We start from the raw sequence: 14,443 nt of genomic DNA on the forward strand, positions 1-14,443 counted from the left end.
TAAAAGGTTAGTACAAGACGATGGAAGAATTATTCCAAGCCTGCTCCAAGTAATCTATTGCAAGAATTTTGAATTAAATCAGCCTGTTGTAGCAATACATTAGAATCAGCCTCAATATCAAATGCAGTCTTTAGCACATGAATAAGATCAGGATTTCTGTGTAGCGTGTCTTTGATTTTTATGAAATTTTCCTTGTTGAGATATCCAAGATAAAAGTAGCAATCTGAAATCATCGAATTTTGTAAAAAATAGTCATGCTTTTTTTGAATGACTTGGGAATTACTATTTTCAACCATATCAGAAAATCCGATGGTAGACTTTGTCATGCGTTCAAGTAAGACAGGTGTGGCCCTTTCAATTCCAACTGTTTGAGTTACAACAGAGATGTGTTCATTGATTAGAGTTTTTTTTAATTTTCTTAAAGAGTCAAGTAGATGCGTAGGTCCTAACCTCTGATTATTCAATGATGAGATGGCATCTGCCAAATAAAATGATGCACACTTTTGCCAACAAGGAGCAAATTCATCAGAATTCTCAATTGCTTCTTTAGTTTTTTGGCAGCAAAACATTGATTCAATCAAAGAATTTTTAGCAAAATCAGAAAACAGAGATGGACGTTTTTCTTTGATTTTTGAGAGAAACATACGAAGTTCCCAAGAGTCATCTTGAAGAATTTGCATGTTATCATATTGCAATAGTTTTTTTGAATTGTTTTCAGAAAATGTACCATGATAAAGAACGACAGTTTCATTATCAATTTGTATAATTTGATCAGGTTCTGATTTGTCATCAAAAACTACAATATCATATGCACATGAATCAAAACAGTTTTCAGAAATTCTACATCCACCTAGACCCACAGGAAAATCAGATAACTCTAGTCTTTGAGCAAGTTTTTTCAAATCCATATGAAATGATATTACTAGATTTTCTATAAATTGCCAAACTCACAAAGTTTAACAAATTCATGTAAAGTCAAAACCTTTCCTTTAAATTGAGACATAGATTGTTTTGGATTAAGCTCCTATAGTGTAGTCCGGTTAAGCATACAGCCCTCTCAAGGCTGTGACCCGGGTTCAAATCCCGGTGGGAGCATTATCATTCTGGTTTAAATCCCCCCACGGCTATACAATATAGCAATGTCAAAACAGCAGATTTCAGGCTCCAAACAAGACAAGATAAGAATATACGATTATGACAAAATTATCACACGAACTTTTGCATTAATGGAAAAGGACCTCAGTGACAACAATGTAAGGGTTATCAAAAAATTTGACCGCGTCTTGGTAAATGAATCATTATCAGATGCAAGACGCTCAAAGATTCTTGGAACAATACTTTCACTTTCAAGAATGCTAAACAAGGATTGGGAAGATACCAATAAAGAAGACATTGAAGAATTGGTGTACAACTTTAACAAGAAATTCAGCAAGAGTGGTCAGGAAACCAATACCACTGCAGACCACAAAAAAATTCTAAAAAATTTCTACAGATGGTTAAAGCGTGGTTCAAGGGACCAAAAACAAGTAGGAGACCCAACTGAAACTTCATGGATTAGAGTCAAGAAACCCAGAGAAAATCTTACTGCAGATATGTTAATCACAGAAGTAGAAAAAAATTCTTTGCTCAAGGCATGCGGAAGTAATCTCAGAGACAGGGCATTTGTTCATACATTTTCAGATTTAGCTTGCAGACCAGGAGAAATATTGAGTCGGCAGATAAAGCATGTAAAGTTTGATGACAAAGGAGCTGTAATCGTAGTTGATGGGAAGACAGGTCCAAGACCAGTAAGAGTAATTGAATGTGTGCCAGACTTGGCATCATACTTTGACAAACATCCAAACAGTTCTGATCCGGAGGCACCATTATGGATTGCAATGGATGAAAAGAAATTTGGAAAGCCCTGGTCATATGCTGCAATGAGAAAAAGACTGCAAAGAATTTGTGATATTGCTCAAATTCACAAGAGAGTATGGCCAAATCTATTCCGCCACACAGGAGCTACAAAAACAGGAATGTTTCTTACAGAGTCCTTACAAAAGAAGAGGTATGGGTGGTCATCAGGCTCCAAGATGCCAGACAGATATGAACACATGATGAACTCAGATGTAGAGGAAGCAATTTTCAAGCATTATGGAATTTCAAATAACAAAAACGATGACATCGTAAGCAGACCAAAAATGTGTCACATTTGCAATATTTCAAATTCTCATGATGCAAAGATCTGTTCAAAATGTGGAAAACCACTAAGTTTGGAGGCTTCAATAGAAAAAGAAGAACAAGAAAAGAAAGAAAGAGAGCAGTTTGAAGAGAAGATCAAACAAGTTGACGAATTGTTAGAAAAACAAAAAGAACTAACAGTTACAAGACTTCAGGAAGAATTCTTTGCAAGAAAGATGCAGAAAGATTATCAAAAGATACAAGATGAGATGATTACGATGCGAGCAGAGCTAAATGCATTCAGAAAAGACAAAAAATAATCAGAAATAGACAACCTCACAAGACACAACACATGAACAATTCAATCCTGTTTCTGGCCAGCAAATTTTAATTCATACGGCCTTATTTCAATCCTGTTTGAGTAGGAGACGATTGTGTAATAATCAGATTCAGCATTTGCAGCCAGTATAGCTTCTCTTGGAATCGTTATTTTTGTAGTGTTGTTGTCTTTGACATTGATTTTTTTAATAATTGCATAATACAAGATTTCAGACTCAGACATACAATCCAAGTTTAATCTATTTTTAAGTACAAAAAGGCATTATGTTTTTGTTAATTTAGTCAATTGTTCATTTGTGACAACATGGAATTGTTCCACTTGGTCTCAATCGCTAATTTTAATGGATTATGGGTATTATATTGAAAAATGCACATAAAATATTTGATTTTGTGAAATTATTTCAATCTTTTAAAAACCACTCTAAATCAGAGATTATTCGCAATATACTACTATCAACAATATCCAAAACATACAGAGTGACATGGAGTACCATAAACAACTACAAACCACTACAACATAGTATATGATACCTTTAGCTACTAGCTAGCATTTCTAAAAATAACAGATTATTAACATAATTCAGTAAATTACATACACAAAATATTATTTTATAAAATAATTACAGATTTTAAGGAAATTTATTTCTGAAGAAAATTATTCGCAATATACCATATCTTTGTTTTTCAGTTTCAGTTTTTTTAATTAGGATCAGCATTAGTTTTGGGGGTTTGATAGTCTAAGAAAATAATCAAAGATCATTCCAGGTCTTTTCTCATTTCATCAAATTCCTCTTTGGAAATTTCTCCCTTGGCATATCTGGTTTTTAAAATGCCTGTCAGGTTGTTCTCGTCAACTCTGTTTTCTTGGGTTTGGACAGGCCATGGTTTTAGAACTGCCGGTTTGTCATAGTACGGCATTTTTTCAAGCAACTTTACAATTTTCTTTTTGTGGTTTGTCTGATAGTGTACTTGGGCACTTTGTTGATTTACAAACCAGGTTATCTTGAAATTTCCGCCCCTCAAAAATCCCGAGTCCCATTTGAAGCTAGTTATCATGTCATGTGGCATTTCATAAAACAATCCCAACCCAGGAAAAGAACATACTATTCTCATATTGGTAATCATCAGCTTTCCCGTACGTCCTCCAGCAGTATTGGCAATCATACCAGGCAGTCCTATTTTGACCTCCAAGAGATTCTCTTCGTTTTCCCACAAGGGAATGTCTTTCATGATGTGCCTGCCCCCATCAGAGATGGCCCAAATATTTTAGGACGTGACACCTCAATCTTGCAATATTCTACTACTGGGAGTGTCTTGAAATTCTCATACTGAAAACGGGTAAGTTCTACAGTGTTTATCGTGTCATCACCCTTGAATTTGTAAGATATTGTTCTATACGCATTCCAAAAACTATCAGTCTGATCACCATCATACCAATCATCAGTGGTTTTTTCGAGCATCTGTTTGTGATTTGATCTTTGATTCATTACAGACCTCGCACAATTAGTAAATCACACAAAAATCGGCATTTTATCAAGAAATTACTCATTATTTCATATAGTATGATATAGTGTACTATATTAATATAGCGTCATATATTTAGCTATATGTAATAGATCTGCTAATCTTGACAGAGATAGCAAAGTTTGTCGCAACAGTGTCACATCAAGGAGACATGAGAGTTATTGTTGTCCCAAAAAGACTACATAAGAAATTTGAGAGGTATGAAGGGAGCCAAGTCAAGATAACCATAGAAGAAATCTAATCAAAAATACAATATTTTGTTTTTTAATCATTTTTACATTAGCAAAATGGAACTCCGTGTTACTAGTGGGTTTTGAACTAAAATTGTAAGTCCCTATGAGAGAATTAATTGTACAAATTTTGTAATTTTAAAAGTTTAGTTTCCCTCACTTTCCTTCCCGCAACTGGACAAACCGTGTCCAGTGCATCTGAGTTATCTGACAGGATTGATGCATCAAAACTGCTTGATTCAGTTGTAATGCCATACCAAGTCCAATCAGTCTCCTCACAAGAAATTGTCAACCAAAACATTGAATCTGCAAAAACCTGGATTTATGAAAAGCAAGACTATCTGGAGTCATTGTCTTTTGCAAGTCCAAATGCCAAATACGAGCTAGACAAGGCAAAAAATTCGCTAAATGAGGCAAAGACATACCTTGCAAACGCAGAATGGACCCAGAAGGAGGGAGAATCATACATCTCAGAGAAGGAATACCAAAAGGCGTTTTTCAAATACGAGTACTCTAAAAAGATGATTGAAAAATCCGAGCCGTTAATCAAGGAAATAGATGGCTTTGCTCAAAATGCAAACTAGCATGAAAAACTTTTCTTGGAAAGCAAAATCAATGAGATAAAAACGGAAGAGCCAAAGACTTGTTTCTTGTTTTGGTGCTGGTGATTGATTGACTCTTAAAGGTCAACAGAGTGCTATTCTATTGATTCACCATCAATGAACATGTCCATTGTTTTTTGAGGATTTTTCTTTCTCCATTTCTTCCAAGACGTTATTATTTTTCGTAACACATGATTTGCAGGAATGTCCGTGACTTTGCTCAAGACATAAGGGATTCCATACTCCACCACCACCTCAAAGAAGACTTCCACCGAATGAGGAGACTTTCGGGCATCCTTGATGGAGACTGAATGCAGTTCCCGTTCGTCTACCATGTTATACAACTGATGAGTGAACCCCCCAGCAGCTTCAATAGGCGTGTTTTTAATAAGAATGGAGTGTTTCGTGAGTTTGATTTGAGATTTTTGTTTTGACAATTAGTTTGGGATCGGTACTGATGTTAATACCCTTTTTGGTGACATTTTCTAAAACTGTTAAAATAGTTCGTATCAAATGAATGTAGTAATATATGAAAATTTCAGACGATGCAAGCAATTTCAAGGCAAGCGTAAAGAGCGCAGATCCCGATAGTGCAAAAAAAATTACCGACATATTGTACCAGATGGTCGAAGACAAGAAAATAGAATCATTTAAGATAAGAAGAGTCACAAAAGGGGCCAATTCCATCGACCTTTCCCCGTTAGTACCGCTAACAGATTACGTAGACATTGAATCTCTGTACCATCAAATCAAAGATTCGGAAATAGCAGTGTTGGGTTCAGGATTGCTTGCACTTGGAATTGCCAAAAAAATACTCTCCATAGTAAAAGACGGGATAGAGATTGCTGAAAAAATCAAAGGAAAGAAATCCATGTTTGGGGTGAACTGCAGAATTGATGAGCAGTCCGTGGTAAAGTACGGCAGAAGCTTTGGTGTAAAGCCTTTTGACACCATACTGACATCAGCAACTCCAAAAAACATGGAAAAGATGTTTTTGAAGGAACGTAGGTGGGGGGAAATCAAAATTGCTTTTGAAAAGTATTACACCATACAATACATTGCAATGTTTGTCAAGCATCCTGTTGCAGCGATAACGCACATGGGAGAGGTTGACCACATAGAATACAATCCAGAAACAGGAAAATCAACATTGATTTTGAAAGGCTCGCCAAAGAAACTCAAAAAGGAAATCCCATATGATCCAAAATGGGAGCACCACAATGCACACGGAACAGTGTACACAACCAAATCAAGAATTGACACTGCAGATACGCTGGCAGATGTCTATCCGTCATTAGACTACAGAAGAAAGAGAAAAATCCATTAGATTAACTGAAATATTCCTTTAAGAACACCAGTACGTTGCCAGACAAGTTCTCAAAGCAAACACGAAGTCGCATAATGTCATCAATCAGGTCGAAGAACACAAAACCAGAACTGCAAGTAAGAAAACTTGTGTGGGCACTTGGCAAGAGATTCAGGATTCATGACAGGACAGTTTTTGGAACACCTGACATCTCAAACAAGTCTAAGAGAGTTGCAGTGTTCATTGACGGATGCTTCTGGCACGGATGCCCAAGATGCTATTCTGAGCCAAAGTCAAACACTGAATTCTGGAGAAACAAGATTGCAAGAAACAGGGACAGGCGAAAGAAGGTAAAATCAGAGCTTAGAAAAGAGGGCTGGACTGTCATGGAGTTCTGGGAGCATGCAGTAAGAAAGGAGCCTATTCCAATCGCAATTTCTATCTCAGAGAAAATTTGAGCCTGGATGAAAAAATTTGGTAAAACTTGTCTGATAATTTGATCGCCATCGATCAACCTGGACGCTTAACCTGGAATTTTTTCCAACAAAACAATGAGCCCTCCAGTAAGGTTTGACTTCTCAAAGCCGGGAAAGACCAAATTCACGTTCAGCGATATATGCGCCGGAATCGGGGGAATGCGAATGGCATTTGAGAACCTTGGCGGCAAATGTGTCTTTACTTCTGAATGGGACAGGTTCTGCCAAGAGACATACCGTGAAAACTTTGGCGAGACTCCGCATGGAGACATTACAAAAATTCCAATCCGAGACATTCCAAGACACGATGTAATGCTTGCAGGATTTCCGTGCCAGCCATTCTCAAAGAGCGGTTTTGCGACAAGGAAGTTTCTCAACAAGAAGGACGGTTTTGCAGATGACACACAGGGGAAAATATTTTTCAGGATTGCAAAAATAATTGCAGCAAAAAAACCAAAGGCAATATTTTTGGAAAACGTTCCGCGACTGGTAAAGATGAACAAGGGAAAGACTTTCGAGATTATAATTAATGAAATTGAAAAGTTAGGATATAATTGCAAATGGAAAGTAATCAGTGCAGAAACGGTAGTTCCGCAAAGAAGGGAACGGCTCTATATTGTTGCGACAAGAAAAGGGATAGAGTTTGAGTTTCCGGAAATTCCCGACCTGAAACCGCAGCTTAAACAAATCCTTGAGAGAAGAGTTGACAAAAAATATGTTCTTTCAGACAACACGTGGCAATGGCTGCAGGACCATGCAAAAAAGCACTCTTCAATGGGAAACGGTTTTGGTTTCAGGATGGCAGATCCGAAAAAGACTGCATGCACATTAAGTGCAAGATACGGCAAGGACGGCTCAGAGATACTTATTCCCAGAAGAAACGGGAACCCAAGAAAGCTCTCCCCAAGGGAATGCGCAAGGCTGATGGGATTTCCTGACAACTTTGCGATCCCGGTATCGGACACCCAGGCCTACAAGCAGTTTGGGAATTCTGTGGCGGTCCCGGTAATTTATCTAATTGGTTATTCATTTATCAAAAAAATCACAAACATGCCATTTCCAAAAATCTTTCAAAGTACGTGATGAGTTTAAAAGTCACAGCTACCAAGTGAGCTAATTGAGCAAAAATCCCGCCTCAGAGGAAGAAAAAATTGAAGAGAATGAGCCTGAAGACACTATCAAGTTCAAGATCAGTAGTAAAGTTGCAAGACTGTTGGGAAGAGAATCCGTGTCAAGTGATACCGCGGCTCTTTTTGAACTTATCAAGAATAGCTATGATGCAGATGCTTCAAAAGTTACGGTAACATTTAAAGAAATACTAAATAAAAATCCTGAAAGAAGAACAATAATCATTGAAGATGATGGAGTTGGAATCTCGTTCAAAGAATTTGAAAAGAAATGGATGGTTATTGGAACTTATTCAAAAGAAAAGGAAACATTTACAACAAATGGAAGACGTATGCTTGGGAATAAAGGAGTTGGTCGTTTTGCAACAGAAAAGCTTGCAAAAAAATTAACTTTAATTTCAAAACCACAAAAATCCAAAGAGAAAATTCAATTAGATGTGGATTGGGGAAGTTATGAAAATGAAGAAATTGAATTTAATCAAGTACCAAATAAAATTCATGTGGAAGAAGAAAGAAATGATGGCGAACATGGTCTAAGAATTGTTTTATCCAATTTACGAACTGAGTGGAATACAAAAAAACTTACACGATTACTTGATGCAATAGGTTCTATTTTAATTCCAAAAGAGCTCCAAAGAACAAGAGATGATACATTTGATGTACAAATAATTGCTCCTGAATTTGAAACAAAAATTAAACCAACAGCTGAAAGCGTATTGTTAGAAACTGCACCTTATGTTGTTACATGCAATATGCCATCAGATACTTTCAAAACCAGTGTTACGATTAAAAAAGAAGGAAATGTTGTTGCAAGCCCTGAATTAGATTTTGCAAAAACTCCTATCAAAAAAACAGGGCAACAATGGAAACCATTTGGCCCTTGTACTGTTAAACTGTATTTTTATCCTATGAAATCAGCATTTGAAACGTGGGATAGTTATTACAGAGATACGATGAAGACTGTAAACATTAGAAAAATTCTAAAAGATTATCACGGAGTAAAAATTTACAGAGATGGTTTTTGGGTAAGTCCATACGGCGGGTTAGAAAATGATTGGTTGGAGCTAGAAGCGGAGAGGGTTCAAGCAAACATGAAGATAGGAAATACCCAAATAATTGGATTTGTGGAGATTTCCAAAGATAAGAATTCAAACATCACAGATACTACCACTAGAGAAAAATTAGTTGAGAATGATGCATTTCATTCCATGCGTCATTTTGTTAAATCAGTGATAGATGAATTGAGCGAATACCGAATTCAAGAATACAAAGATTTTAGAGAACAGCAGCCAAAAAAAATCTATAAAAATATTCTTGATTCGGAAATTCAAAGGCTGTTGAGTTATTTAGAAACAGAGTCAGACATTCCTGAAAATATTAAAAAAAATATTGTTAAACATGCACAAACGATTGATGCCAATATAAAAAATCTAACCAAAGTGACCTCCTCAGAAACAAAAAGAACTGAAATTGAAACAAGAGGTTTGTTAAATTTAGCTTCATTAGGAATACTTTCTGCAAATTCATACCATGAGATCTTTAACATTATCGGAAATATGAAAGAAACACCCACTGCCATCAAAACTCTGTTGTTTGAAAAATCAGACATAGACGATGTAGTGAATTCATTTCTCATTGAACTTGATGAACAATTAGAATTGATTGATCAATTTACATGGTTAGTACGACAATTTGTTAAAGCGATAGGAAATGATGTTGAGTCAAAACTATCAAAAGAAGAAATTCCGTTAGAAGAATTGGTATCAAAAATGATGAATAGCTATACAACTTCAACTGCAAAGAATGTTGTTCCAGAAATTATTGTGACTCCAAACGATTTTACTGTCACAATGTACAAGTCAGACATCATTTCAATAGTTTTGAATTTGCTTACAAATGCCATAAAATCAGTAGATTTAGACGAAGATGATGAAAAGAAAATCAAAATAACTATCAATAAAGAAGCATATGATCTGATATTGTTGTTTAGTGATAACGGTATAGGGATACAAGAAGGAATCATGCCCAAGATATTTAGGCCCTTTTTTTCAACTTACGAAAATGGAACAGGAATGGGTTTATCAATAGTGCAAGAAATTCTTGAGTCATATGAAGGCAAGATTTCCTTAGAACCAAAACCTGAATTTGAAAAAGGGGCATCATTTAAAATCACCATACCTTTGAAAAATTTGAGGAGTGAGAAAGAATGACAAAAAAAATGCTCATAATAGATAATGATACAAGCCTTCTCACAAAACTCAAAATTAACATTAAAGATTTTGATGTAGAAATAACTACAACAATTGATGAAAGCATCGAGATTATAGAAAACGGAGGTTTTTCATTTATAGTGGCAGACATAAAATTAGATAAAGGAAAATTAGGCTATCATGTGTTTGATAAATTATTTTTTAAAGGAAGATATGTACCGGGAATAGTAATAACCGCCTACGAATTAACAGACGGCCAAGAAGAAGAATTAAAAAAAATCGGAGTTGAAAAACTTGAAAAGATTGGCGCTAAAGGAACTCTGTCAAGTAGAATTCAATCACACGCAAATGAAATTTTGGCAGACAGACAAAAAAAATATGCAGGAATTTTTAACAAAATTTCGGAGTATGAATTGGAAAATTCTAATGCGTTACATGATGGACAAACAAAGACCATTAGTTCATGGATGAAAATTGTGTTGGACGGAATGTTATCCATAGAAGATGAAGAAAAAATAATAGATTCAGTTACAAAAGTTTGTAATGTGTTGATTAAAAGGGATGATTCAAAAGATTATGATTTTCCACAAATATAGAATGAATCCTCATTTTCCTCATAGTATAAAATCCATAATCTTTTCAGGTGGAATTTGACCATAACTTTTCTTCAACTCATCAATTGTATGCCATCCTCCAACCTCTGCAATAACACCATAATTGTAATTTGTTTTAGATAGCCAGTAATGAGCACCCAAATGTCGCAGAACATGTGAAGGACGAGTCAGGAAATATGTTTCATTTTTTCCTAAATATTAAAAAATTTTGTGTTTTTAAAATCTAATCAGCAGAGATTTGAACCAATCAAGTAATTCTCCATGTGGGTTTTAGTAGTTGGTTTGCACGCCAAATATTGTGTACTATGTATTGACTATTGTTCTACGGAAAATACACACAAAGCATCTAATACAAATTTTGTACAAGTACACATGTGAGAGTCGATTCGTGCCGTAATTGTGGATACATGTTAAATGTTCTAAAATACTGCAATGTATGCGCACAACCTCTCCAGCTAAAGTGTTCACACTGCCTGAAATATGCCGATGACCCAATTCACTCTGCATGTGCTTCCAAAGTTGCATTGTGTTAACTATTGATCATTCTATCATGTTCAGGTACAATTATACAAAATCACAAAAATTGTTATTGTTCACTGTATATCTCAATCATGTCTATTTGTTTTGGTAGTTTCTCAAAATTAGAATCTAGCATTTTAAATCCAATTTTAACTTCAAATGGCACATTTTGGAATTTATCCAAGTGTTCTTCAGGCACATCAATTTCCACGGGCAACAATATAGGATAATTGGCCTTGATGTAAATTTTATCTTGAAGTGGTTTAACATATTCTGATTTTACAATCGTATTTTTGTGTTGGTTTTGAATAGTACATGGTTCGACCATGTAAGCTTGACCTAGAATTTCATCCTTAAATGAAGCATATTGGCAATTAACCACGGGTTCTAAAATAGCCCAGGAACCAGAATATTTCGAAGATTGCATATCCACTTCAAGTATCACAATTGTTGAACCATCATTTGTTAATTTTGGATTGTTTAATTGTTTTACAGACAAATATGGCATACCTTGTTCTTGTGCTCTGTCAAAACTACGGTAATTGGAAATACTGAATTCTCTAGGAGTTTTATTGTTATTATCATAATCAATAGCTGCGTACATAGATAATGATGCAGTAAAAATAATTCCAAGTATTATCAAGAGTCTAGTTTTCATTTCCTATTTCTCCAAATTCCAAAACCAATTACAGCAATACCTGCATACAATACAAGTGACCAGAACAACCAGTATGGATCATTGACTGCAGTCTCAATAGGAAGGTAATCAATTTCAATATGTGTTCCACGTCCATCACTAGGAATTACATTGTGTAGGTGTTCAAATGGAAATGGTCGGTTTACCAACGTTAATGATGTTGGCATGTATCGAAAAACATTTGCCAAACCAAATACAATCATACTGGTTCCGATTATCAAAAATCTAGTTTTCATTCTCCATTAACCCCTCAACAAATCCCAAACCCAATAGAGTACAGATGTCCCTCATATTGAATTACTCTGAATGTATCAGAGTTTAAACGGTCTTGTGATTTTTGCCCAAACCATTCACGATACTGATTCTGTTGATCTTCAGGCAATCCCTTGCGTGCAGATATGGATTCTTTGACTTTGCCAATATTTTCAATGGCCTCTTTTATTTTTGGTACAGATTCCATATCCTCATCAGTTAGTATGATAAATTTTTCATCATCCTTGATGCTGTCTTGTGGATAAACACCCATTCTTCTTGGGTCGTGCTCGTTAGATGTCCAAAAATAAGTGCCATCTATAGAATACACATTATCATTGTAAACGATTGTAGGTGATTCAAAGTGGTTTGTCAATCCTTGTTTTGCAGGATTGGTCAATCTTTCCTCATAGTCTCCATCCAATTGCATAAAATAATCACCTTGAGTGTCACCATATTTTTTCATGGATTTTTCCATCAAAAAGAACTCATACTCTACAAGAGTCAAACCATCCAAATAAACAGACGAATGTTTGTTGTATGGAAATTCAATTGAATGTACAGCATGGATTAGTTCTTGTAATTCTGGAATTTCTTTTAGATCTTCAGATGTAATTTGTAATGTGTTGGCATCACTCAGACCTTTCTCATCATTTTTGTATCTTTGAATGTCTTGTTCAGTTGGAAAGTCTAATGTTAGTGAGGCACACATGTTTTCTGGGTATAGTGATATGTATCCATCTTCTATTCGGGCAATGTTTTGTCTGATTAAATTAGAATTGTTTTTTATGTCATCTGAACTTTCAGTTTCAGTCCATCCCCTCTCAATCAGTTTTTGTTTGGTTGATTCTGTCACACATGCAGGAGAGCCATCATACTTTTGGACAAGAACCAAGTCATCATTGCATTGTATTTTATCAGTCGGGATTTCTGACTTTAATTGATTTAATGGACTGGATAGTTTCTTTACTGCAATAATTGCATCATCAAAATTCTCAGATCTTATGGAGGGGTTTTCAAACCACGCTTTCTTTGTTTTAGAATTTGGATCATCATAACTGACCTGATATCCATACACATGGTAACAAACACCATTAGGATCATATGTTGAAACAAGCACTCTTAAGAGAAATATCCCATGATGGAACTCTGAATATGTTCTAGGATTTCCGGGTTCATCGCCTGTCTTAAAATGCTCAAAGGTTGCAGACGGATAACTTTGAAGAAATTGTTTCACCACAGGATCTTTTTCCAGCATTGCCCTTACTGCAAATTCATCATTTACATCACACAACTCTGTTCTAAAAGAATCATGATCAGATACGATATTCAAATAAACATTTCCTACTTGTTTGTATATCATGGTCTTGTAGGTGTCTAATGAAAAAAGCGGGTTATGCTTGTCATTAATTCCAACAGTTATCACTGAATTTTTTGGATTGAGGTACAAAGACGAGATTGGGATCCCATAGTCTTCATCATTCATGATTTTGTTTAGTATGTTGAATGTCTTGTTGGCTTCTCTGAATTGGTCAGACATGACATGGATTGTCCCAATCACATCAGTTGATCTGTGCTCTGCTAAAGATAATTGGTACTCTCCAGATTGAGAAAACAAGAACGATGACGTCCTATCTGGAAATATCATGCTGTGAAATCTATCATCAGAACTCCAATGGAATCCATCTTTACCTTCAATATAGCTTCCAGTTGACATGCGACGAATGTCAGGAGTGGTGTTGCTAAACTCTACAACAGTTCCAGCATCAATAATCAATACGGAGGGTTCAGTACATGCAATTAGACAATCATCTGTAGAGTCAGAATATATCGAGACTGTCTCTGTAGGATATGGTTGGTCGTCCTTTAATGCAGGAAATGTGATATGATCATGAATCAGTCCAATTCCACCATATGAAATACCGGAAACGTAATTTCCTTCCATAGACGGAGTAAATTGGTAAGTAATGGTAGTTGTGCCTCCAGATTCCAGATGGACTGACAGCATTTGATGATCCAGTATTTTGTTCTTCATAGTACGCGTAGAGAACCCGACCTCAAAATCTACAGAGTTTTCTTCGTTGTTTGTTATTGTAGTTTCAAAAGTTATTGGTTGTCCAACAATTCCCGTCAACATAGTGTCATTGTTTGTATTCTTTGCAATCAATGGTTCAGATTCCAATGCATGTGCAGGGATTTGTAAAACTACAAAGAAACCAAGAATCAGAAAAGGAATCACGAAATACTTCATACTGTATGAAAATCAATCCAAGTCATTGAAAAGTGCTTCTTATCAATAATCCCAAATTACACACAAAAAGTTAATGGTTTAACCCTAATTCAATAATTTAAGTTAACGTCAAAATCCCAAAAATACACTTTTAATT

16 protein-coding genes and 1 tRNA gene are annotated in these 14,443 nt (G+C 35.6%); 8 read left to right on the forward strand and 9 right to left on the reverse strand.

Annotation, left to right across the window (positions count from 1 at the left end):
* Positions 1-29: 29 nt before the first annotated feature.
* Positions 30-908 (reverse strand): hypothetical protein, encoded by an 879-nt coding sequence (locus tag NPIRD3C_RS08715; RefSeq protein WP_148703766.1) that lies wholly within the window; start codon positions 906-908, stop codon positions 30-32.
* 112 nt (positions 909-1,020) lie between these two features.
* On the opposite strand from NPIRD3C_RS08715, the gene NPIRD3C_RS08720 reads away from it, so the two are divergent.
* Together NPIRD3C_RS08720 and NPIRD3C_RS08725 are read left to right on the forward strand one after the other, a co-directional pair.
* Positions 1,021-1,095, forward strand: a tRNA-Glu gene (locus NPIRD3C_RS08720).
* Positions 1,096-1,139: 44 nt separating this feature from the next.
* Positions 1,140-2,480, forward strand: a complete 1,341-nt coding sequence (locus tag NPIRD3C_RS08725; RefSeq protein WP_148703767.1) for a tyrosine-type recombinase/integrase — start codon at positions 1,140-1,142, stop codon at positions 2,478-2,480.
* Positions 2,481-2,521: 41 nt separating this feature from the next.
* On the opposite strand, the gene NPIRD3C_RS08730 is transcribed toward NPIRD3C_RS08725, so the two are convergent.
* The 3 genes from NPIRD3C_RS08730 to NPIRD3C_RS08740 all read right to left on the reverse strand — a co-directional run bounded on the left by NPIRD3C_RS08730 (position 2,522) and on the right by NPIRD3C_RS08740 (position 3,986).
* A complete protein-coding gene (locus NPIRD3C_RS08730; RefSeq protein ID WP_148703768.1) occupies positions 2,522-2,722 on the reverse strand; it encodes a hypothetical protein in 201 nt (66 codons plus the stop codon).
* A gap of 533 nt (positions 2,723-3,255) precedes the next feature.
* Entirely contained in the window at positions 3,256-3,729 is a 474-nt protein-coding gene (locus NPIRD3C_RS10805) for an SHOCT domain-containing protein (RefSeq protein ID WP_202812470.1), read from the reverse strand.
* Entirely contained in the window at positions 3,726-3,986 is a 261-nt protein-coding gene (locus NPIRD3C_RS08740) for a hypothetical protein (RefSeq protein WP_148703769.1), read from the reverse strand. Before NPIRD3C_RS08740 ends, NPIRD3C_RS10805 begins: the two co-directional genes overlap by 4 nt.
* Before the next feature lie 452 nt (positions 3,987-4,438).
* Here NPIRD3C_RS08740 and NPIRD3C_RS08745 point away from each other — a divergent pair, with 452 nt between their 5' ends.
* The gene (locus tag NPIRD3C_RS08745) at positions 4,439-4,837 is read left to right on the forward strand and encodes a hypothetical protein (RefSeq protein WP_148703770.1); all 399 of its coding nucleotides are present in this window, start codon (positions 4,439-4,441) and stop codon (positions 4,835-4,837) included.
* A gap of 113 nt (positions 4,838-4,950) precedes the next feature.
* Here the strand turns inward: NPIRD3C_RS08745 and NPIRD3C_RS08750 are convergent, their stop codons facing one another.
* A complete protein-coding gene (locus tag NPIRD3C_RS08750; protein ID WP_148703771.1) occupies positions 4,951-5,190 on the reverse strand; it encodes a hypothetical protein in 240 nt (79 codons plus the stop codon).
* Between the two features lie 194 nt (positions 5,191-5,384).
* Here NPIRD3C_RS08750 and NPIRD3C_RS08755 point away from each other — a divergent pair, with 194 nt between their 5' ends.
* The 5 genes from NPIRD3C_RS08755 (at position 5,385) to NPIRD3C_RS08775 (ending at position 10,570) form a co-directional block, all read left to right on the forward strand.
* Positions 5,385-6,182, forward strand: a complete 798-nt coding sequence (locus tag NPIRD3C_RS08755; protein ID WP_148703772.1) for a hypothetical protein — start codon at positions 5,385-5,387, stop codon at positions 6,180-6,182.
* A gap of 35 nt (positions 6,183-6,217) precedes the next feature.
* A complete protein-coding gene (locus tag NPIRD3C_RS08760) occupies positions 6,218-6,619 on the forward strand; it encodes a very short patch repair endonuclease (protein WP_148703773.1) in 402 nt (133 codons plus the stop codon).
* Between the two features lie 93 nt (positions 6,620-6,712).
* A complete protein-coding gene (gene dcm, locus NPIRD3C_RS08765; RefSeq protein ID WP_148703774.1) occupies positions 6,713-7,720 on the forward strand; it encodes a DNA (cytosine-5-)-methyltransferase in 1,008 nt (335 codons plus the stop codon).
* 34 nt (positions 7,721-7,754) lie between these two features.
* Positions 7,755-9,974 carry a sensor histidine kinase gene (locus NPIRD3C_RS08770; protein WP_148703775.1) on the forward strand — a complete coding sequence of 740 codons (2,220 nt, stop codon included), beginning with the start codon at positions 7,755-7,757 and terminating at the stop codon, positions 9,972-9,974.
* Positions 9,971-10,570 (forward strand): hypothetical protein, encoded by a 600-nt coding sequence (locus NPIRD3C_RS08775; protein WP_148703776.1) that lies wholly within the window; start codon positions 9,971-9,973, stop codon positions 10,568-10,570. The genes NPIRD3C_RS08770 and NPIRD3C_RS08775 overlap by 4 nt, the downstream gene beginning before the upstream one ends.
* Before the next feature lie 18 nt (positions 10,571-10,588).
* Here the strand turns inward: NPIRD3C_RS08775 and NPIRD3C_RS08780 are convergent, their stop codons facing one another.
* From NPIRD3C_RS08780 to NPIRD3C_RS08795, 4 genes are all read right to left on the reverse strand, one after another.
* Complete coding sequence (locus NPIRD3C_RS08780; RefSeq protein WP_237087655.1) at positions 10,589-10,729, reverse strand: hypothetical protein; 141 nt, start codon at positions 10,727-10,729, stop codon at positions 10,589-10,591.
* A gap of 445 nt (positions 10,730-11,174) precedes the next feature.
* Entirely contained in the window at positions 11,175-11,765 is a 591-nt protein-coding gene (locus NPIRD3C_RS08785) for a hypothetical protein (RefSeq protein ID WP_148703777.1), read from the reverse strand.
* Positions 11,762-12,040 carry a hypothetical protein gene (locus tag NPIRD3C_RS08790; protein ID WP_148703778.1) on the reverse strand — a complete coding sequence of 93 codons (279 nt, stop codon included), beginning with the start codon at positions 12,038-12,040 and terminating at the stop codon, positions 11,762-11,764. Before NPIRD3C_RS08790 ends, NPIRD3C_RS08785 begins: the two co-directional genes overlap by 4 nt.
* Before the next feature lie 14 nt (positions 12,041-12,054).
* On the reverse strand, positions 12,055-14,295 hold the full coding sequence (locus tag NPIRD3C_RS08795) for a hypothetical protein (protein ID WP_160272909.1): 2,241 nt from the start codon (positions 14,293-14,295) through the stop codon (positions 12,055-12,057).
* Positions 14,296-14,443: the final 148 nt, after the last annotated feature.

It is taken from the genome of Nitrosopumilus piranensis (genome assembly GCF_000875775.1).
GTDB lineage: Archaea > Thermoproteota > Nitrososphaeria > Nitrososphaerales > Nitrosopumilaceae > Nitrosopumilus > Nitrosopumilus piranensis.